The 18,818-nt window shown below is 71.0% G+C and carries 18 protein-coding genes and 1 pseudogene; 8 read left to right on the top strand and 11 right to left on the bottom strand.

Annotated features, from left to right (window positions below):
- Positions 1 to 159 precede the first annotated feature (159 nt).
- The 3 genes from chpE to ACTWQJ_RS24660 form a co-directional block, all read right to left on the bottom strand.
- A complete protein-coding gene (gene chpE, locus ACTWQJ_RS24670) occupies positions 160 to 405 on the bottom strand; it encodes a chaplin ChpE (protein ID WP_443308767.1) in 246 nt (81 codons plus the stop codon).
- Between the two features lie 160 nt (positions 406 to 565).
- Positions 566 to 1,207, bottom strand: coding sequence for a response regulator (locus ACTWQJ_RS24665; protein ID WP_443308766.1), 642 nt, complete (start codon positions 1,205 to 1,207; stop codon positions 566 to 568).
- Complete coding sequence (locus ACTWQJ_RS24660; RefSeq protein ID WP_443308765.1) at positions 1,200 to 2,375, bottom strand: GAF domain-containing sensor histidine kinase; 1,176 nt, start codon at positions 2,373 to 2,375, stop codon at positions 1,200 to 1,202. The genes ACTWQJ_RS24665 and ACTWQJ_RS24660 overlap by 8 nt, the downstream gene beginning before the upstream one ends.
- A 224-nt stretch (positions 2,376 to 2,599) precedes the next feature.
- Here ACTWQJ_RS24660 and ACTWQJ_RS24655 point away from each other — a divergent pair, with 224 nt between their 5' ends.
- The 3 genes from ACTWQJ_RS24655 to ACTWQJ_RS24645 all read left to right on the top strand — a co-directional run bounded on the left by ACTWQJ_RS24655 (position 2,600) and on the right by ACTWQJ_RS24645 (position 5,432).
- A complete protein-coding gene (locus ACTWQJ_RS24655) occupies positions 2,600 to 3,298 on the top strand; it encodes an SDR family NAD(P)-dependent oxidoreductase (protein WP_443308764.1) in 699 nt (232 codons plus the stop codon).
- The gene (locus ACTWQJ_RS24650; RefSeq protein ID WP_443308763.1) at positions 3,295 to 4,380 is read left to right on the top strand and encodes an S-adenosylmethionine:tRNA ribosyltransferase-isomerase; all 1,086 of its coding nucleotides are present in this window, start codon (positions 3,295 to 3,297) and stop codon (positions 4,378 to 4,380) included. Before ACTWQJ_RS24655 ends, ACTWQJ_RS24650 begins: the two co-directional genes overlap by 4 nt.
- Positions 4,381 to 4,679: 299 nt before the next feature.
- Entirely contained in the window at positions 4,680 to 5,432 is a 753-nt protein-coding gene (locus ACTWQJ_RS24645; protein WP_443308762.1) for a transglycosylase SLT domain-containing protein, read from the top strand.
- Between the two features lie 112 nt (positions 5,433 to 5,544).
- On the opposite strand, the gene ACTWQJ_RS24640 is transcribed toward ACTWQJ_RS24645, so the two are convergent.
- Positions 5,545 to 8,064, bottom strand: a complete 2,520-nt coding sequence (locus ACTWQJ_RS24640) for an FHA domain-containing protein (protein ID WP_443308761.1) — start codon at positions 8,062 to 8,064, stop codon at positions 5,545 to 5,547.
- A gap of 240 nt (positions 8,065 to 8,304) precedes the next feature.
- Between ACTWQJ_RS24640 and ACTWQJ_RS24635 the strand changes: the two are divergent.
- Positions 8,305 to 10,027 (top strand): annotated as a pseudogene (locus tag ACTWQJ_RS24635) (streptophobe family protein).
- Positions 10,028 to 10,184: 157 nt separating this feature from the next.
- On the top strand, positions 10,185 to 11,393 hold the full coding sequence (serB, locus tag ACTWQJ_RS24630; RefSeq protein ID WP_443308760.1) for a phosphoserine phosphatase SerB: 1,209 nt from the start codon (positions 10,185 to 10,187) through the stop codon (positions 11,391 to 11,393).
- A gap of 64 nt (positions 11,394 to 11,457) precedes the next feature.
- Here serB and ACTWQJ_RS24625 read toward each other — a convergent pair whose 3' ends face one another.
- The 4 genes from ACTWQJ_RS24625 to ACTWQJ_RS24610 form a co-directional block, all read right to left on the bottom strand.
- Positions 11,458 to 11,976 carry a SixA phosphatase family protein gene (locus ACTWQJ_RS24625; protein ID WP_443308759.1) on the bottom strand — a complete coding sequence of 173 codons (519 nt, stop codon included), beginning with the start codon at positions 11,974 to 11,976 and terminating at the stop codon, positions 11,458 to 11,460.
- Positions 11,977 to 12,041: 65 nt separating this feature from the next.
- Positions 12,042 to 12,248, bottom strand: a complete 207-nt coding sequence (locus ACTWQJ_RS24620) for a hypothetical protein (protein WP_443308758.1) — start codon at positions 12,246 to 12,248, stop codon at positions 12,042 to 12,044.
- Positions 12,249 to 12,429: 181 nt separating this feature from the next.
- The gene (locus ACTWQJ_RS24615; RefSeq protein ID WP_129797136.1) at positions 12,430 to 12,546 is read right to left on the bottom strand and encodes an SGM_5486 family transporter-associated protein; all 117 of its coding nucleotides are present in this window, start codon (positions 12,544 to 12,546) and stop codon (positions 12,430 to 12,432) included.
- A gap of 43 nt (positions 12,547 to 12,589) precedes the next feature.
- Complete coding sequence (locus ACTWQJ_RS24610; RefSeq protein ID WP_443308757.1) at positions 12,590 to 13,891, bottom strand: CynX/NimT family MFS transporter; 1,302 nt, start codon at positions 13,889 to 13,891, stop codon at positions 12,590 to 12,592.
- An 81-nt stretch (positions 13,892 to 13,972) separates the two neighbouring features.
- On the opposite strand from ACTWQJ_RS24610, the gene ACTWQJ_RS24605 reads away from it, so the two are divergent.
- Positions 13,973 to 14,668 carry a FadR/GntR family transcriptional regulator gene (locus ACTWQJ_RS24605; protein WP_443308756.1) on the top strand — a complete coding sequence of 232 codons (696 nt, stop codon included), beginning with the start codon at positions 13,973 to 13,975 and terminating at the stop codon, positions 14,666 to 14,668.
- On the opposite strand, the gene ACTWQJ_RS24600 is transcribed toward ACTWQJ_RS24605, so the two are convergent.
- The 3 genes from ACTWQJ_RS24600 to fabG form a co-directional block, all read right to left on the bottom strand.
- Entirely contained in the window at positions 14,643 to 14,993 is a 351-nt protein-coding gene (locus ACTWQJ_RS24600) for a hypothetical protein (RefSeq protein ID WP_443308755.1), read from the bottom strand. The two genes, ACTWQJ_RS24605 and ACTWQJ_RS24600, sit on opposite strands and share 26 nt — an antisense overlap.
- A 156-nt stretch (positions 14,994 to 15,149) precedes the next feature.
- Positions 15,150 to 15,917, bottom strand: coding sequence for an enoyl-ACP reductase FabI (gene fabI, locus ACTWQJ_RS24595; protein WP_443308754.1), 768 nt, complete (start codon positions 15,915 to 15,917; stop codon positions 15,150 to 15,152).
- Positions 15,918 to 15,922: 5 nt separating this feature from the next.
- A complete protein-coding gene (gene fabG, locus ACTWQJ_RS24590) occupies positions 15,923 to 16,627 on the bottom strand; it encodes a 3-oxoacyl-[acyl-carrier-protein] reductase (protein WP_443308753.1) in 705 nt (234 codons plus the stop codon).
- A 244-nt stretch (positions 16,628 to 16,871) separates the two neighbouring features.
- Here fabG and ACTWQJ_RS24585 point away from each other — a divergent pair, with 244 nt between their 5' ends.
- Positions 16,872 to 18,395 carry a TldD/PmbA family protein gene (locus ACTWQJ_RS24585; RefSeq protein ID WP_443308752.1) on the top strand — a complete coding sequence of 508 codons (1,524 nt, stop codon included), beginning with the start codon at positions 16,872 to 16,874 and terminating at the stop codon, positions 18,393 to 18,395.
- A 26-nt stretch (positions 18,396 to 18,421) separates the two neighbouring features.
- Positions 18,422 to 18,818: PmbA/TldA family metallopeptidase (locus ACTWQJ_RS24580; protein WP_443308768.1), on the top strand; the 397-nt coding region annotated here is incomplete at its 3' end.

The raw sequence follows: 18,818 nt of genomic DNA, 5'->3' as shown, positions 1-18,818 counted from the left end.
GGGTGGGTGCGCAGCCCGGCGCTGACGGGGTGCCGCCCGCGCCCACCCGTGCCGCCCTGGGCGGCACGAATACCCGCGGACTGGCGGGCTGGCGGAAACCCGACCGGCCTCCCGGGAGTGCCCGGGAGGCCGGAGGTCACAGCGGCTTTGCCGTGGACGTCAGTGGTTGACGCCCAGGTTGCCGAAGGCCGGGTTCAGCACGCCGATGACGTTCACGCTGTTGCCGACCGCGTTCACCGGGACGTGCACCGGGGCCTGGACGACGTTGCCCGAGAGGACACCCGGCGAGCCCACGGCCTTGCCGTCGGCCGTTGCGCCGTCGGTGGCGGAAGCCATCCCGGCACCGGCAGCCATGAGACCCCCGGCCACCATCGTCACGGCCGCTGCCTTCTTCAGGTTCTTCACTTCTGAGCCCTTCTGATGCGATCGCCGCGGCCAGTCGCCGCAGCACGCACTGAAGAACGGCGGAGATCGACGAAGGATGCGCCATTCGGGGGACATTCCCACGACGGTATGAATCTCAGCCCGGAGCGGAACCCTCCGTATTGCCGGACGGGCGTACTGATCAGCCGGTCATCCCGTGGCGTACGGCCCACAGTGCCGCCTGGGTGCGGTCCGCCAGGTCGAGCTTCATCAGGATGTTCGAGACATGGGTCTTCACCGTCTTCTCGGACAGCACCAGCGCGCGGGCGATCTCGCGGTTGGAACGGCCGTCGGTTATCAGGCCGAGCACCTCGCGTTCCCGCTCGGTGAGCGAACCCGCCCTCCCTGGTCCGGAGTTGGCCTCCTCCTGGGACAGCAGGGCACCTGCCACCTCGGGCTGGAGCAGTACGTGCCCGGCGTGCACCGAGCGGATGGCGCCGGCCAGCGCGTCGGGATCGACGTCCTTGTACACATAACCGGCGGCGCCCGCGCGCAGGGCCGGGACCACCGTGCGCTGCTCGGTGAAGCTCGTGACGATCAGCACGCGCGCGGGATTGTCCAGCTCGCGGAGTTTGCGCAGCGCCTCGACGCCGTCCATGCCGGGCATCTTGACATCCATGAGGACGATGTCGGGCTTGAGCTCCTCGGCGCGGGTGACGCCCTCGGCACCGTCGGAGGCCTCGCCCACCACCTCGATGTCGTCCTGCACCTCCAGAAAGGTGCGCAGGCCCCGGCGGACCACCTGGTGGTCGTCGACGAGCAGCACCTTGATCGCTTCAGCCACCGGGGACCTCCATCTCGATGGTGGTGCCCTTTCCGGGCGCCGATTCCACAGTGAGCGTGCCGCCGACCCCGCTCGCCCGGTCCCGCATGGAGACCAGACCGAGGTGGCGTCCCGCCCGGCGCACCGTGCGGGGTTCAAAGCCGCTTCCGTCGTCCGTGACCCGCAGGACGGCACCGCTGCCGCGCCTCTCCAGGGTCACGTCGACCCGGTCGGCCCCGGAGTGCCGCAGGGCGTTGTGCAGGGCCTCCTGGGCGACTCGCAGCATGGCCTCCTCCTGGGCGGCGGGCAGGGCGCGCACGCCTCGGCCGGTGAAGGTCACGTGCGCGGTGTGGGCGCGGTCGAGGACCTGGATCTGGGTGCGGAGGGTGGCGACGAGGCCGTCCTCGTCGAGGGCTGCGGGGCGTAGTTCGACGACGGCGGCGCGCAGTTCGTCGGCGGCCTCGGCGGCGAGTGCGGCCACCTGTTGCAGTTCGCCCTTGGCCCGGGCCGGGTCGCGGTCGACGAGGGCCGCGGCGGCCTGTGCCGTCAGGCGCAGGGAGAACAGTTTCTGGCTGACCGCGTCGTGCAGTTCGTGGGCGAGGCGGGAGCGCTCCTCGGCGATGGTCAGCTCGCGGCTGCGTTCGTAGAGGCGGGCGTTGGTCAGGGCGATCGCGGCGTGCTGGGCGAGGATGGCCAGCAGTTCCTCGTCGTCCGCGGTGAATCCGCAGCCGCCTTGCGGCTTGGAGCTCGGGGGGTGTGGGGGGTCTCCCACAGAATGCAGCTTGTTGGCCAGGAACAGTGCGCCGATGACCTCGTCGCCGTCTCGGATGGGCAGGCCCAGGAAGTCGGACAGCTCGGGATGGGCCGAGGGCCAGCCCTCGAAGCGCGGATCGGTGCGGACGTCGCCGAGGCGCTGCGGCTTCGCGTCGTGGAGCATCGCGGCGAGGATGCCGTGCTGGCGCGGGAGGGGACCGATGGCCCGCCACTGGTCGTCACTGACCCCGTCGACCACGAACTGCGCGAACCCGCCATGGTCGTCCGGGACGCCGAGCGCGGCGTACTGCGCGTCGAGCAGCTCGCGGGCCGAGGCGACGATCGTCTTGAGGACGTCGCGCACCTCGAGGTGCCTGCTCATGGCCAGCAGCGCGGAGCTCACCGCGGCGAGGCCGGACCGGGGGCCGTGACTCATGTCCTCACGGTACCGGCGGGCTGTGACACCGCGGATCGGACCGGTGACGGCAGCCGCCTGGGCCGGTGGGCCTAGGACCGGCCTAGGACCAAGGTTGTGGCCGGATGGATTAGGTCGAAGGGCCCCGACCGATTGCGGCCCGCGGCCGAGGTGGGGCCGGCTGCCCGGTTCCTACGTTGAGGGCACGCCGATCGAGCGGCGTAGAGGACGAGGGGACGTGGATCATGCCGGTAGCGATCATCACGGGGGCCTCGAAGGGGCTGGGGCGGGCGCTCGCCGAGGCGCTGGCCGGGCGCGGCTGGGATCTGGTGCTGGACGCCCGTGGGGCCGAGTCGCTGCGGGAGACGGCGACAGCGCTCGCGGAGTACGGAACCCGCGTGGAGGCCCTGCCCGGCGATGTCACGGACGCCGGGCACCGGGCCGCGCTGGTCGCGGCGGCCTGGAAGCTGGGCGGCGTCGATCTGCTGGTGAGCAACGCGAGCGCGCTGGGCGCCGAGCCGCTCGTACGGCTTCGGGAGCTGCCGCTGGACGGGCTGCGGCGGGCGCTGGAGGTGAACCTGGTGGCCGCGCTCGGCCTGGTGCAGGAGGCGCTGCCGCTGCTGAAGGCGGCCGACGCGGGGGCGGTGATCGCGGTCAGCTCGGATGCGGCCGCCGAGGCGTACGAGACGTGGGGCGGCTACGGGGCGTCCAAGGCGGCTCTGGACCATCTCGCAGCGGTGCTGGCCGTGGAGGAGCCGGAGCTGCGGGTCTGGGCGGTCGACCCCGGTGACATGGCCACGGACCTGTACGCGGCGGCTGTACCGGACGACGGTGATCCGCGGCCGGAGCCCGCCGGTGTGGTGCCGGCGTTCCTGCGGCTGCTGGACGAGCGGCCGGTGAGCGGCCGCTACGGTGCGCCGGCGCTGCTGGAGGGGGATCGATGACGCCGGCCGTCCAGGTGCCGGAGGAGTTGTCCGCGCGGGTGCCGGTGGAGCAGCGGGGGCCGGGGCTGGACCGGGACGCCGTACGGCTGCTGGTGTCGCGGGGCGCGGAGGTGTCGCATCACGCGTTCGTGGAGCTGCCGCGGCTGCTGCGGGCGGAGGATCTGCTGGTCGTCAACACATCGCCGACCCTGGCCGCCGCGGTGGACGGGCGGATCGGGCACGCGCGCGGGGTGGTGCATTTCTCGACCCGCGGGGACGACGGGCGGTGGGCGGTCGAGCTGCGGGATCCGGACGGGAAGGGCACCACGCGCGCGCGTGCGGGCTGCCCTGTGGGGACAGAGGTGCGGCTGCCCGGGGGCGTGCGGCTGGTAGTGGAGGAGCCGCTCAGTGCACGGGGCGAGCGGCTGTGGTGGGCGCGGCCGTCCGGGGCGGGGGTCCTTGGGATGCTGCGGGAGCACGGGCGGCCGATTCGTTACTCCTATACGGAGCGGGACCAGCCGTTGTCCGTCTACCAGACGGTGTTCGCGCTGCCGTCGGCCGACGGGGCGGGCAGTGCGGAGATGCCGAGTGCGGCGCGGCCCTTCACGGTGCGGATGGTGACGGAGCTGGTGAGCCGGGGTGTGCAGTTCGCGCCTGTGACGCTGCACACGGGGGTGGCGTCGGCGGAGGCACACGAGCCGCCGTATCCCGAGCGTTTCGCCGTGTCGGGGGCGTCGGCTCGGCTGATCAATGCGGTCAAGGCCGGGGACGGGCGGGTGATCGCCGTCGGGACGACGGCCGTGCGGGCCGTGGAGTCGGCGGCCGGAGCCGACGGGGTCGTACGTGCGCGTGAAGGGTGGACGGATCTCGTCGTCACCCCGGAGCGCGGGGTGCGGGTGGTGGACGGGCTGCTGACGGGGCTGCACGAGCCGGAGGCCTCGCATCTGCTGATGCTGGAGGCGGTCGCGGGGCGGGCGGCGATCGACCGCGGGTACGAGGAGGCCCTGCGCGGGCGCTACCTGTGGCACGAGTTCGGGGACGTGCATCTCCTGCTTCCGGCGGAAGGTGCTCACGCAGAGCATTGCTCACGCAACTGTTGGTGAGACTGTTGCGCGGTCCATGTGAGCCCGCACATAGGGTGCAGATCACATACTAAGGCGCATAGGAGATAAACCCCCTCATGCCGAGCGGGACAGATGGTCCAATCTGTCCCGTTTTGTCATTTCGGTGTCTACTAGCTGGGGTAGTACGTCACACCTTTGCCTGGGAATTTTGCGGCCGCTAACAATGGCTGCCGTCGCTCAGCGCCGTGGGTTTCGGCCCGCGGCGTTCGTGCGGGAAGAGCCGATTCCCCCGCTGGACGTAGAGCGACCTCCGCGCTATTCGAAGAGGTCCATCAGCCATGCCCAAGAACACCAAGCTTCGCGACCGTGGTCGCGCGCTGGCCAAGAACCACAAGATCGCCCTCGCCGGTGTCGCCACGCTCGGCGCCGCCGCCCTCGCGTTCTCGGCGGTTCCCTCGGGCGGGCAGACGACCACGATCGACGCCGCCTCCGCGTCCCCGGTGACCTACAGCTCCGAGCGGGTCAAGGACGTCAGGGCCAGCGTCACCGACCAGCTGGCGGTTGCCAGCGTGAAGGTCGAGGCGATCGAGGCGAAGAAGAAGGCCGCCGCCGAAGCCGCCGCCAAGAAGAAGGCGGCCGCCGCCGAAGCCGCCGCCGCGAAGAAGGCCGCCGCCGAGCGGAAGGCGGAGCTGGTGCGTCAGGCGAAGGAGGCCGCGAGCCGGTCCGCGCAGCGCGTCCAGGTCCAGCAGGTCGCCGCGAAGGCGACCTACGCCAACAACCTCGACGGCTGGATCCGGCAGTCGCTGGACATCATGCAGAGCAAGGGCATCCCGGGCTCCTACAACGGTCTGCACCGCAACATCATGCGGGAGTCCTCGGGCAACCCGAACGCCATCAACAACTGGGACATCAACGCCGTCAACGGCGTCCCGTCCAAGGGCCTGCTCCAGGTGATCCCGCCGACCTTCAACGCGTACCACGTCCCCGGCACGTCCTGGAACATCTACGACCCGGTCGCCAACATCACCGCCGCCGCCAACTACGCGGCCGACAAGTACGGCTCGATCGACAACGTCTTCGGCGCGTACTGACGAAACCGCGCGGACCGAGGCCGGCGCGGACCTCCGGTCGCGCACGCCGAAGGGCGGCACCCCTCCTGACCGGGTGCCGCCCTTCGGCTTCGTACGAACTCCTTGCCCGCGCCTACTTGCGCATGACCTCGGGCTCGTGGCGGCGCAGGAAGCGGGCCACGAAGAAGCCGCAGATCACCCCGAGGGCGAGCAGGGCGGCCATGTCCATGCCCCAGGTGCCGACGGAGTGCTCCCACAGCGGGTCGTTGTCGGCGCCTTCCTCGGGCGGGCTGATCTTGTTGAAGTCCAGCGTGGCACCCGCGGCGGCGACCGCCCAGCGGGACGGCATCAGGTACGAGAACTGGTTGACGCCGACCGTGCCGTTCAGGGCGAACAGGCAGCCCGTGAAGACGACCTGGATGATCGCGAACATGACCAGCAGCGGCATGGTCTTCTCGGCCGTCTTCACCAGGGACGAGATGATCAGACCGAACATCATCGAGGTGAAGCCCAGCGCCATGATCGGCAGGGAGAGCTCCACGAGCGTGAGCCCGCCGAGGACCAAGCCCTCCTCCGGGAGCTCCCGGCTGGAGAAGCCGATGACGCCGACCAGCAGGCCCTGCAGCACGGTGATCATGCCCAGCACGAACACCTTGGACATGAGGTACGCGGACCGGGACAGGCCGGTCGCGCGCTCCCGCTCGTAGATCACCCGTTCCTTGATCAGCTCGCGGACGGAGTTGGCGGCGCCGGCGAAGCAGGCGCCGACCGCGAGGATCAGCAGGACCGTGGTGGCCGTCCCGTTCGGGATGATGCGCCCGGTCTGCGGGTTGGCCGGGTTGGGCAGCAGGCCGTTGTCCGGGTCGATGAGCAGGCTCACCGCGCCGAGCACGGCCGGCAGGATCAGCATCAGCGCCAGGAAGCCGCGGTCGGAGGCGATCACCGAGACGTAGCGGCGCACCAGGGTGACGAACTGGGACATCCAGCCCTGCGGCTTCGGCGGTTTCATCGCCTGCATCGGCGGCATCTGTACGGACTGTGCGGCGACGGCGTCGATGTCCGCGGCGTACATCTGGTAGTGCTGCGAGCCCTTCCAGCGGCCCGCCCAGTCGTAGTCGCGGTAGTTCTCGAAGGCGGAGAAGACGTCGGCCCAGGTGTCGTAGCCGAAGAAGTTCAGCGCCTCCTCGGGCGGGCCGAAGTAGGCGACCGAGCCGCCCGGGGCCATCACGAGAAGCTTGTCGCACAGTGCCAGTTCGGCCACGGAGTGGGTGACGACGAGGACCGTACGGCCGTCGTCGGCGAGGCCGCGCAGCAGCTGCATGACATCGCGGTCCATGCCCGGGTCGAGGCCGGACGTCGGCTCGTCGAGGAAGATCAGCGACGGCTTGGTGAGCAGCTCCAGGGCGACCGAGACACGCTTGCGCTGGCCGCCGGACAGGGACGTGACCTTCTTGTCCTTGTGGATGTCGAGCTTCAGCTCGCGCAGCACCTCGTCGATCCGGGCCTCGCGCTCCTGTGCCGTCGTGTCGGCGGGGAAGCGCAGCTTGGCCGCGTACTTGAGGGCCTTCTTGACGGTCAGCTCCTTGTGCAGGATGTCGTCCTGCGGGACCAGACCGATGCGCTGGCGCAGCTCGGCGAACTGCTTGTAGAGGTTCCGGTTGTCGTACAGGACCTCGCCCTGGTTGGCGGGCCGGTAGCCGGTGAGCGCCTTGAGCAGGGTCGACTTGCCGGAGCCGGACGGGCCGATCACCGCGATCAGCGACTTCTCCGGGACGCCGAAGGAGACGTCCTTGAGGATCTGCTTGCCGCCGTCGACCGTGACGGTCAAGTGGCGGGCGGAGAAGCTGACTTCACCGGTGTCGACGAACTCCTCGAGCCGGTCGCCGACGATCCGGAACGTCGAGTGGCCGACGCCCACGATGTCGGTCGGGCCGAGCAGTTGGGATCCGCCCTTGGGGATCGGCTGGCCGTTGACGTACGTGCCGTTGTGCGATCCCAGGTCGCGGATCTCCATGCGACCGTCGGGCGTCGAGTGGAACTCCGCGTGGTTGCGGGAGACCTGGAGGTCGGAGACGACCAGGTCGTTCTCCAGGGCGCGGCCGATGCGCATGACGCGGCCGAGCGCGAACTGGTGGAACGTGGTCGGGCTGCGGTCGCCGTAGACCGGCGGCGCCCCCGCGCCACCACCGGGGCCCTGCTGGTGCGGAACCTTCGCGACGGGCTGCTGCGGCTGCTGCCAGCCGGCCTGCGGGGCCTGCTGCTGCGGCGCCTGCTCTGGCGCCTGCTGGGACCAGCCAGGATTGGCGCCCTGAGCGGCGTACGGCTGCTGCTGGGGCTGTGCCTGAGGTGCGACAGCCGCCGCGGCGCCGGACAGGTTCAGCTGCGGTCCGTCGGTCGCGTTGCCCAGGTTGACGGACGAGCCGGGGCCGATCTCCATCTGGTGGATCCGCTGCCCCTGCACGAACGTGCCGTTGGTGCTGCCATGGTCTTCTATGACCCAACTGCGGCCGTTGAAGCTGACCGTGGCGTGCCGCCAGGAGACCCTGGCGTCGTCGAACACGATGTCTCCTTGCGGATCGCGTCCGAGTGTGTATGCCCTGGACGGCTCGAGCGTCCAGGTTCGTCCATTGGTTTGCAGTACGAGTTCCGGCACTCCATGCCCCACTGAGTTGTCCCCCGAGTTACCCCCATCACAGGGAGTCTAGGGATGTCGAACATCGGGGGGAACTATTTCAGGAGCGGCCCCCTGACCGAAAGTCGGGCCTTGTGAAGACCGCGTACGGGCGCAACGACTCGTCCCGTTGACGGGGTTGAAACCGGGCCGGAGAGTGGTAATCCCACGCGAGGGGGACATGCGCGGTGGCGACACCGTGCCGCGGATGGGGGGTCTGCCATGAGCGTCGAGAACGCCGAGAGCGCGGAGTACGGCAGGAGGCTGCCGTGGGTCGACATCCTGCTGTCCGCGATCGCCTCCGTGAGCTGGGCGTTGATCGGGATGGCGGGCACGGCGGCACTCGGGCTGCATCTGCTGGAGGCGGACTCGGCCGGTTCGCTGGGGCCGATGACCGCGGCGGTCGTGGCGCTCGGGGCGGGTGGTTCGGTCACGCCGTCGGGCGATGTGTCCGCGTTCGGGCTGGAAGGCGCCGAGGCCACGACGGCCCTCGAGATCACGCCGCTGGGTGTGAGTCTGGTCGGCGCGCTCCTTTTGTCCTGGTTCTTCTTACGGTCCCTGCGTACGGCGGGAGTTGTGGTCGCACCGGCCGAACTCCTCGCGCGCGCGGGCGCGGTGGTCGCTCTGTTCGTGGCGACGCTGGGCGGGCTGGCCTGGGCGGGGCACGACGTCATCACGATCGACGGCGGCTCCCTGGGGCTGGACGGGCTACCCGGCGGCTCGGGCTCCGGCGGCATCGAGATCCCCGGGCTCGGGGACGTCGGGGACATCGGCGGGCTGCTGCCCGACCGGGTCGGCGACCTCATCGACGCGGAAGCGGCGGTCGGGTTCACCGTGGACACCGCGCCCACGCTGCTCGGCGGCCTGGGCTGGTCGGCCGGGGTCCTGCTGATCGCCCTGCTGGCCGCACGCCGCACTCCCCTGCCACGCGGCTGGGAGGCCGTGCACCGGGTCGTACGGCCGGCCGTGTCGGCGCTGGTCGCGGTGCTGCTGGTGGCCGTGGCGGCAGGGCTCGCGGCGGCGGCCTACGCGGCGATCGGCGACGACCGTCCGAAGCGGATCGCGGGGGCCGCGCTGCTCGGCGCGCCGAACGGCGTGTGGCTGGGGATTCCCCTCGGACTCTTCGTGCCGTGGGACGGGGAGGCCTCGGGTGCGCTGACCCGTTTTCTGCCGGATCCGCTGGACGACCTGCTGGTCGACTCCGACCAGCCGGTCACACTGGGGCGGCTGGCCGAGCTGGACGGGCGGGTGTGGCTGCTCGGCGTGGCGGCGGCGTTGATGATGCTGCTGGCGGGCGTGTTGCAGGGGGTGCGGACGCCGGTACGTGATCAGGGCGCCCTCGGCTTCGCCGGGCGGTGTGCGCTGCGACTGGGGGTCGTGACCGCGCTGGCGCTGCCGCTGCTCGGCCTGCTGACGGAGGTGTCCCTGGACGCCTCGCTGTCCGTGCTGGGATTCGATGCGTTCGGGGCGAGGGTCGAACTGCAGGGGCACCTCGGGATGGCGCTGCTGCTCGGCGCCCTGTGGGGCGCGGGTGCGGGTGCCGTCGGCGCGCTGCTGGCGTACGCGACCGGGGCCGCGGGGCGGAAGGCGGCGCCGTTGGCACGCGGTGACGGGGCGCGGGGGGGCGCCCGTTCCTGCGGGGACGTCGGGGCCGTATGCGCCCAGCACGCCGTACCGGCCGCCGAACCCTGACACCAATCCCTATCTGCGGGTGCCGGAGGAGCTGCGGGAGCGCGAGGACGTACGGCCCTCCGACGGGGCTCCGCGGGGCGACGACATGTACGGCGCTCCCACCGTCGCCCGGCCCTTCGATCCGCCTCCACGGCGTCCAGGGCCGCCGTCGTCCGAGGCGCCGGGCAGGCAACCGCCGACCTCGCCCGAGGAGGGGCCGCCACCTCCGCCGCCCGGTCCTCCGCCGTCCGGGCGGCCCAAGGGCCTGCGGTGAACCGCCGGCCGGTGGAAGTCGGGGCGGGGGGCTCAGCCGTGGCCGACCCGTCGGGAGTACGCCACCGGAGCGACATCCAGTGTTATCCACTGTTCCGTGTCCGCTAAGCGGACCTCAGGGGCGACAGGCACGGGGTGCCGGTTACGGTGGGAACACCATGAGCGCTTCGCAGACCTCTGACGTCCCCACTCTCCTTGTCAAGATCTTCGGCAAGGACAGGCCGGGCATCACGGCCGGACTCTTCGACACCCTCGCCGCCTACTCCGTCGACGTGGTCGACATCGAGCAGGTCGTCACGCGCGGCCGGATCGTGCTGTGCGCGCTCGTGACCGAGCCGCCCCGCGGACTCGAGGGCGATCTGCGGGCCACCGTCCACAGCTGGGCGGAGTCCATGAAGATGCAGGCGGAGATCATCTCCGGCCTCGGCGACAACCGGCCGCGCGGCCTCGGCCGGTCCCTGGTGACGGTGCTGGGGCATCCGCTCACCGCGGAGGCGACGGCCGCGATCGCCGGCCGGATCACCAGGACCGGCGGCAACATCGACCGTATCTTCCGGCTCGCCAAGTACCCCGTGACGGCGGTCGAGTTCGCGGTGTCCGGCGTGGAGACCGAGCCGCTGCGCACCGCCCTGGTCACGGACGCGGCGGCGCTCGGCGTGGACGTGGCGGTCGTCGCTGCGGGCCTGCACCGGCGCGCTCAACGCCTGGTTGTGATGGACGTGGACTCCACGCTCATCCAGGACGAGGTGATCGAGCTCTTCGCCGCGCACGCCGGCTGCGAGGCCGAGGTCGCCGAGGTGACGGCGGCCGCGATGCGCGGGGAGCTGGACTTCGAGCAGTCGCTGCACGCGCGCGTGGCGCTGCTCAAGGGGCTGGACGCGTCGGTGGTGGACAAGGTGCGCAGCGAGGTGCGGCTGACGCCGGGCGCGCGCACGCTGATCCGGACGCTGAAGCGGCTCGGGTACCAAGTGGGCGTTGTCTCGGGCGGGTTCACCCAGGTCACCGATGACCTCAAGGAGCGGCTGGGGCTCGACTTCGCGCAGGCCAACACGCTGGAGATCGTCGACGGCAGGCTGACCGGCCGGGTCACCGGCGAGATCGTGGACCGGGCGGGCAAGGCGCGGCTGCTGCGCCGGTTCGCCGCGGAGGCAGGCGTACCGCTGGCGCAGACCGTGGCGATCGGCGACGGCGCCAACGACCTGGACATGCTGAACGCGGCGGGGCTCGGGGTCGCCTTCAACGCCAAGCCGGTGGTGCGCGAGGCGGCGCACACGGCGGTGAACGTGCCGTTCCTGGACACGGTCCTGTATCTGCTGGGCGTGACCCGCGAAGAGGTGGAGGCGGCGGACACGCACGACGAGGACTGAGCCGACCGCCGTAGGGAAGGGCCCCGGCACTGCGAGCGTGCCGAGGCCCTTCACCTGGACGGGATCACTCGGACGGCGCCCAGTAGTCGACCAGGGTGGCCGCGCCAGGTTCCAGGATCTTCCAGGAGCCGGTGAAGGTCAGCACGGCGAAGGCGGCGGCCGGGAAGCCGCGGCGGCTCATTCGCTCCCGGGCGTCCTCGTCGGCGGAGGCCGCCAGGACCTCGGCGAGGCCCTGCACGCCCGGGTTGTGGCCGATCAGGAGAACGTTCTGCGCGTCGTCGGGGGTTTCGTTGAGCACGGCGATCAGCTCGCCGGGCGAGGCCTCGTAGATCCGCTCCTCGTAAACGGTTTTCGGCCGCTGCGAGAACTCGTGGACGGCGAGCTTCCAGGTTTCGCGGGTCCGGATCGCGGTGGAGCAGAGGGCCAGGTCGAAGGGGATACCGGAGTCGGCCAGCTTGCGTCCGGCGACGGCGGCGTCCTTGCGGCCCCGCTCGGCGAGCGGCCGCTCGTGGTCGTTCACCTGTGGCCAGTCGGCTTTCGCATGCCGGAAGAGGACAATCCTGCGGGGTTCTGCGACGCTCATGAGATCCAGCTTCGCATGAAACAGGCCATGGGGCGCAGGGAGTTGACGGGCGGCTTCGCCCGTGCTCAGCGGGTCATCAGCTGGTGTGCACGCTCGACGAGGTGGGTGATGGCGGGCTCGCCGGTCGCCGCGTGGGCGTCGGAGGGGTTCAGCATCAGGCCCAGCAGCGCGACGAAGGCGACTATCGGCAGGGCGAGGGCCCACCAGGGCAGCCGGATGTCGACGCGGCCGGTGGTCGCCGGGTGAGGCCAGGTGTGCGTGCGGGCCGACATGATGCCTCCGTGGGTCCGTCCTCGATGGGTCGTGGTCCGCGTCGCGCGGCCACAGTTCGAAGCTACGGAAACAAGAGCGGCCAACCCATCCGGTGATCCACCCACTTGACCCTGACCCTCACCCCCTAAGGGATGGTGGGGCTGGCCCCACCATCCCTTAGGGGGTGAGGGCCGAGGGGTGTCACGGGGCGGCGATCGACGCCACGATGGCGATGATCACGAAGATGGCGAAGAACGAGCCGAAGACGAGCAGCATCTTCTTCTGGCCGTTCTGGGGGTTCGGATCGAGCACTGGCATGCGGCAAGTCTCCCACCCCGCGCCCGTGCCTCCTCCGCCGGGGTCAGCGGGCCGCCTCCGCCTCCACCGTGCGGTTGCGGCCCGCGAGGACCCCCACCGCCATCTGGGGGATCATCAGGCCGGCCATGAGGGCGATGGGCAGCCCCCAGCCGCCGCTGTGCTGGTAGAGCACGCCCACCAGGAGCGGCCCGGGGATGGAGATCAGATAGCCGGTGCTCTGCGCGAAGCCCGACAGCTGGGCGACGCCCGCGCCCGTTCTGGCGCGCATCCCGACCATGGTGAGGGCCAGCGGGAAGGCGCAGTTGGACACGCCGAGCAGCAGGGCCCAGGCCCAGGCGCCTTCGGCCGGCGCGAAGTACAGGCCGGCGTAACCGGCGAGTCCGCAGACGCCCAGCACGAGCACGATCGGCCCCTGCTGGGGCAGTCGCGTGGCGAGCCGGGGGATGACGAAGGCCAGCGGCACGCCCATCACCATGGTGACGGCGAGGAGCAGCCCGGCCGTGCCCGCGGCGACGCCCGCGTCGCGGAAGATCTGGGCCATCCAGCCCATGGTGATGTAGGCGGCGGTGGCCTGGAGCCCGAAGAAGACGGCGAGGGCCCAGGCGGTGCGGCTCCGGGTGATCCGCAGCGCGGGAGCGTCCTCGCGCGCGTGCTCCCGCCGGTCGGCCGCCTCTCCGGCGGACGTCGCCCTCCGGTCCCGTACGAGGGCAATCCACGGCAGTACGGCCGCCGCGGCCGGAACGGCCCAGAGTGCGAGCCCGGACTGCCAACTGCCGCCCAGCACCTCGGTCATGGGCACGGTCACCGCGGCCGCGGCCGAGGTCCCGAGGGCGAGGGCCATCGAGTACAGGCCGGTCATCGAGCCGACCCGGTCCGGGAACCAGCGCTTGACGATGACCGGCATCAGCACGTTGCTGACCGCGATGCCCATGAGGGCGAGGGCGCTGGCGGCCAGGAAACCGGCCGTGCCGCCCGTGTACGGCCGGACGATCAGGCCCGCGGTGATGGCCGCCATGCCGGCGCAGACCACGGCGCCGGGGCCGAAGCGGCGGGCCAGCCGCGGTGCCATGACGCCGAAGACGGCGAAGCAGAGCGGCGGTACCGAGGTGAGCAGGCCGGCCACGCTGCCACTCATGCCGAGCCCGTCGCGGACCTCTTCGAGGAGCGCGCCGAGGCTGGTGATGGCGGGGCGGAGGTTCAGCGCGGAGAGGACGATACCGAGGACGACCAGGCGCATGGTCCACGCGCGCGCGGGGGACCTCTCCCCCGCCGTCGCCGGCGGGCTGGTTGCCGGACCGCTTACGTCCGGGTGCGTCCTAGTCCGGGTTTCCTCGCTCGCTGCCATAGCCCCATCATAGAATCATGGGATGATTGGCTGTCCATCCCTCTGCAGTCCGCTGCCGCCCGTTCCGTGCGAAGGTGTGCCATGCCCCTGAGCCACCCCCGCCGTTCGGCACTGTCCGAGCAGGTCATCGCCGAGCTGCGCAACCAGATCGCCTCGGGCGAGTGGCCGGTCGGCTCCCGCATCCCGACGGAGCCCGAACTGGTCGAGCAGCTCGGCGTCGCCCGCAACACGGTCCGCGAGGCCGTCCGGGCGCTGGCGCACAACGGCCTGCTGGACATCCGCCAGGGCTCCGGCACGTACGTCGTGGCGACCAGCGAGCTGGCGGGCGTGATGCACCGCCGTTTCGCGGGCGCAGACCCGCGGCACATCGCCGAGCTGCGTTCCACGCTGGAGTCGGCCGCCGCGAAGCTCGCCGCCGAGCGGCGCACCGAGAAGGACCTCAAGCAGCTCGACGCGCTGCTGCGGCGGCGCGAGGAGGCCTGGGAGTCGGGTGACACGGAGGCGTTCGTGGCAGCGGACGCCACCTTCCACCTGGCGGTGGTGGCCGCCTCCCACAACGACGTCATGACCGCGATGTACGCGGACCTGGGCGAGGTGCTGCGGGACTGGCTGCGCGAGGACGTCGGCGAGAGGCTGACGCCGGAGACGTACATGGACCACACACGGCTCCTGGACGCCATCCGCGCGGGCGACGCCGAGACGGCGGCGACCGAGGCCGCGGGCTACCCGTTCCAGTGCCGTCCGGGCCGGCTCAGCTTCCCCGGTTCTGGTGGCTGACCCACACCGAGGCGACTTCCTTCCAGCAGCGGCCGGCGAGCCGCACGGTCATCGCGGGCCCGGTGTCGACAGGGGCGCTGTCGGTGTCGATGTCCCACCAACGGTCGCATTCGATGTGCAGTTGGACGCGATCGGTGTCCACGTAGGGATTGTGGCAGTGGGCCACCACATGGGAGCCCTGGATGCTCGTCCGGCACTCGGCGCCGAAGGGGGCAGCCGTCGGTTCGTCGGCCGGCACGCGCGCATGGGGCATCGCGTCGTACGGAAGGAGCAGGAGGAGGGCTACGGCGACGGTCGCTGAGGCCAGGCTGCGGTACAGGCGCACAAGGGGACCTCCTCGGCCGTGCTGGGGAGGGACGCGTGGTGAACGCGAACTCCAGCGTGCCCGGTTGTGGCCCGCCCCCGCCCGGCCGGATAGGCCGAACGGGGGACACGCGAAGGGCCCGCACCCGGTGGGATGCGAGCCCTTGATCAGCGGTGATCAGGCGCCGATGGCATGCAGGCCGCCGTCGACATGGATGATCTCGCCCGTGGTCTTCGGGAACCAGTCGCTCAGCAGGGCGACGATGCCGCGGCCGGCCGGCTCGGGGTCCTTCAGGTCCCACTCCAGCGGGGAGCGGCTGTCCCAGACGGAGGCCAGCTCGCTGAAGCCCGGGATGGACTTGGCGGCCATCGAGCCGAGCGGACCGGCCGAGATCAGGTTGCAGCGGATGTTCTGCTTGCCCAGGTCACGCGCCATGTAGCGGTTGGTGGCCTCCAGGGCGGCCTTGGCCGGGCCCATCCAGTCGTACTGCGGCCAGGCGAACTGGGCGTCGAAGGTGAGGCCGACGACCGAGCCGCCGTTCTGCATCAGCGGCAGGCAGGCCATGGTGAGCGACTTCAGGGAGTACGCCGAGACGTGCATGGCCGTGGCGACCGACTCGAACGGCGTGTTGAGGAAGTTGCCGCCGAGCGCGTCCTGCGGGGCGAAGCCGATGGAGTGGACGACGCCGTCGAGGCCGCCGAGCTCCTCGCCGACGATGTCGGCCAGGCGGCCGAGGTGCTCGTCGTTGGTGACGTCGAGCTCGATGACCTTGGTGGGCTTGGGGAGCTTCTTGGCGATGCGCTCGGTCAGCGTGGGCCGCGGGAACGCGGTGAGGATGACCTCGGCGCCCTGCTCCTGGGCCAGCTTGGCGGCGTGGAAGGCGATGGAGGCCTCCGTCAGCACACCGGTGATCAGGACGCGCTTGCCCTCGAGAATTCCGCTCATGGTGATCAGTGACCCATTCCCAGTCCGCCGTCAACAGGGATGACGGCTCCAGTGATGTACGAGGCGTCGTCCGAGGCGAGGAACCGCACCGTCGCGGCGATCTCCTCCGGCTGCGCGTACCGGGCGAGCGGCACCTGCGACACGATGGTGGCGCGCTGCTCGTCGGTGAGCACCTTGGTCATGTCGGTGTCGACGAAGCCGGGCGCGACGACGTTGAAGGTGATGTTGCGCGAGCCCAGCTCACGGGCGAGGGAACGCGCGAAGCCGACCAGGGCGGCCTTGGAGGCGGCGTAGTTCGCCTGGCCGGGGCCGCCGTACAGACCGACGACCGAGGAGATCAGGACGACGCGGCCCTTCTTGGCGCGCAGCATGCCCCGGTTGGCACGCTTGACGACGCGGAAGGTGCCGGTGAGGTTGGTGTCGATGACCGAGGTGAAGTCCTCCTCGGACATGCGCATCAGGAGCTGGTCCTTGGTGATGCCGGCGTTGGCGATCAGCACCTCGACGGGGCCGTGCTCGGCCTCGATCTCCTTGTAGGCCTGCTCCACCTGCTCGGGGTCGGTGATGTCGCACTTGACGGCAAGGAAGCCGGACGGCGGCTCCCCCGAACGGTATGTGATCGCAACCTTGTCGCCGGCGTCGGCGAAAGCGCGGGCGATGGCGAGGCCGATGCCCCGGTTGCCTCCGGTGACGAGAACCGAGCGGCTCAACGGATCACCCTTTCGATAGCGGTCTGATGCCCCCGCCCGAACACCTGGATGACAGGCGGCTTCACCGAAAACCTATCGTTCGGGCAGCGGTCCGTGACATTCGGGCGCCGACAGTGGCGCAGGGGACTCGCTGTTGGATCCCTACAGAAAGCTGCGTACGCCGGACGCAAACGTGTGGCCCGCGCCCCCGCCGACGCGACATGATCGGAGCAACCACCGGTCACACCAACAGGAAGAGACCCAGGTGCCACATACCATCGACGAAGCCTTCACGGCGCTTCCGCTACGCGCCCTGGCCGACGCCGCGCTGGCACGCGCGCGTGCGCTGGGTGCGGAGCACGCCGACTTCCGGCTGGAGCGGGTGCGCAGTGCGTCCTGGCGGCTCAGGGACGGCAAGCCGTCCGGGTCGTCGGACACCACCGATCTGGGGTACGCGGTGCGGGTCGTGCACGGCGGGACGTGGGGGTTCGCGTCCGGTGTGGACCTGACCATGGACGCCGCCGCCAAGGTGGCGAGTCAGGCGGTGGCGATGGCGAAGCTGTCCGCCCAGGTGATCAAGGCAGCGGGTTCGGATGAGCGGGTGGAGCTCGCGGATGAGCCGGTGCACACCGACAGAACGTGGATCTCTTCGTACGAGATCGATCCGTTCACCGTGCCCGACGAGGAGAAGTCCGGGCTGCTGACCGAGTGGAGCATGCGGCTGCTCGCCGCCGACGGGGTGGACCATGTCGACGCCTCGCTGCTCACCGTGCACGAGAACAAGTTCTACGCCGACACGGCCGGCACCGTGACCACGCAGCAGCGCGTGCGGCTGCACCCGCAGCTGACCGCCGTGTCGGTCGACGAGTCGAGCGGCGAGTTCGACTCCATGCGCACCATCGCGCCGCCCGTCGGGCGCGGCTGGGAGTACCTCACGGGCACCGGCTGGGACTGGGACGCCGAGCTCGAGCAGCTTCCCGGGCTGCTCGCCGAGAAGATGCGGGCGCCGAGCGTCGAGCCGGGCCTGTACGACCTGGTCGTCGACCCGTCCAACCTGTGGCTGACCATCCACGAGTCCATCGGGCACGCCACGGAACTGGACCGGGCGCTCGGCTACGAGGCCGCCTACGCCGGCACCTCCTTCGCCACCTTCGACAAGCTCGGCAAGCTGCGCTACGGCTCGGAGCTGATGAACGTCACCGGTGACCGCACCGCCGAGCACGGCCTTGCGACCGTCGGGTACGACGACGAGGGCGTCGAGGCGCAGTCCTGGGACCTGGTGCGGGACGGGACGCTGGTCGGCTACCAACTGGACCGGCGCATCGCGCGGCTGACCGGGTTCGAGCGGTCCAACGGGTGCGCCTTCGCCGACTCCCCCGCCCACGTGCCGGTGCAGCGCATGGCCAACGTGTCGTTGCAGCCGGATCCCGCCGGGATGTCGACGGAGGATCTCATCGGCGGGGTCGAGCGCGGCATCTACGTCGTCGGGGACCGGTCCTGGTCCATCGACATGCAGCGCTACAACTTCCAGTTCACCGGACAGCGCTTCTTCCGGATCGAGAACGGGCGGCTCGCCGGGCAGCTGCGGGACGTCGCCTACCAGGCCACGACCACCGACTTCTGGGGCTCCATGGCAGCCGTCGGCGGTCCCCAGACGTACGTCCTGGGCGGCGCCTTCAACTGCGGCAAGGCCCAGCCCGGCCAGGTCGCCGCCGTGTCGCACGGCTGCCCGTCCGCCCTCTTCAGGGGCGTCAGCATCCTCAACACGACGCAGGAGGCCGGTCGATGAGCGCCCCCACGAGCAAGCCGCACTAGATCGTCGAGCGGGCCCTGGAGCTGTCCCGGGCCGACGGCTGTGTCGTGATCGCCGACGAGCAGTCGACCGCCAACCTGCGCTGGGCGGGCAACGCGCTGACCACCAACGGCGTCACGCGCGGGCGCACGCTCACCGTGATCGCGGCTGTCGACGGCAAGGAGGGCACGGCGTCCGGGGTGGTGTCGCGGTCCGCGGTGACCGTGGACGAGCTGGAGCCGCTGGTGCGGGCCGCGGAGGCCGCCGCGCGGGGCGCCGGGCCGGCCGAGGACGCGCAGCCGCTGGTCACGGGGGTGCCTCAGTCACCGGACTTCACGGATGCGCCCGCCGAGACCTCGTCCGCCGTCTTCGCCGACTTCGCGCCGGCGCTGGGTGAGTCGTTCGCACGCGCGCGTGTGG

Source organism: Streptomyces sp. KR55 (assembly GCF_052245645.1).
In the GTDB taxonomy this organism is placed as follows: Bacteria; Actinomycetota; Actinomycetes; order Streptomycetales; family Streptomycetaceae; genus Streptomyces; species Streptomyces flavusporus.
Note: the sequence above shows the minus strand (reverse complement) of the source record. Positions and strands in the feature narration are given on the sequence as shown.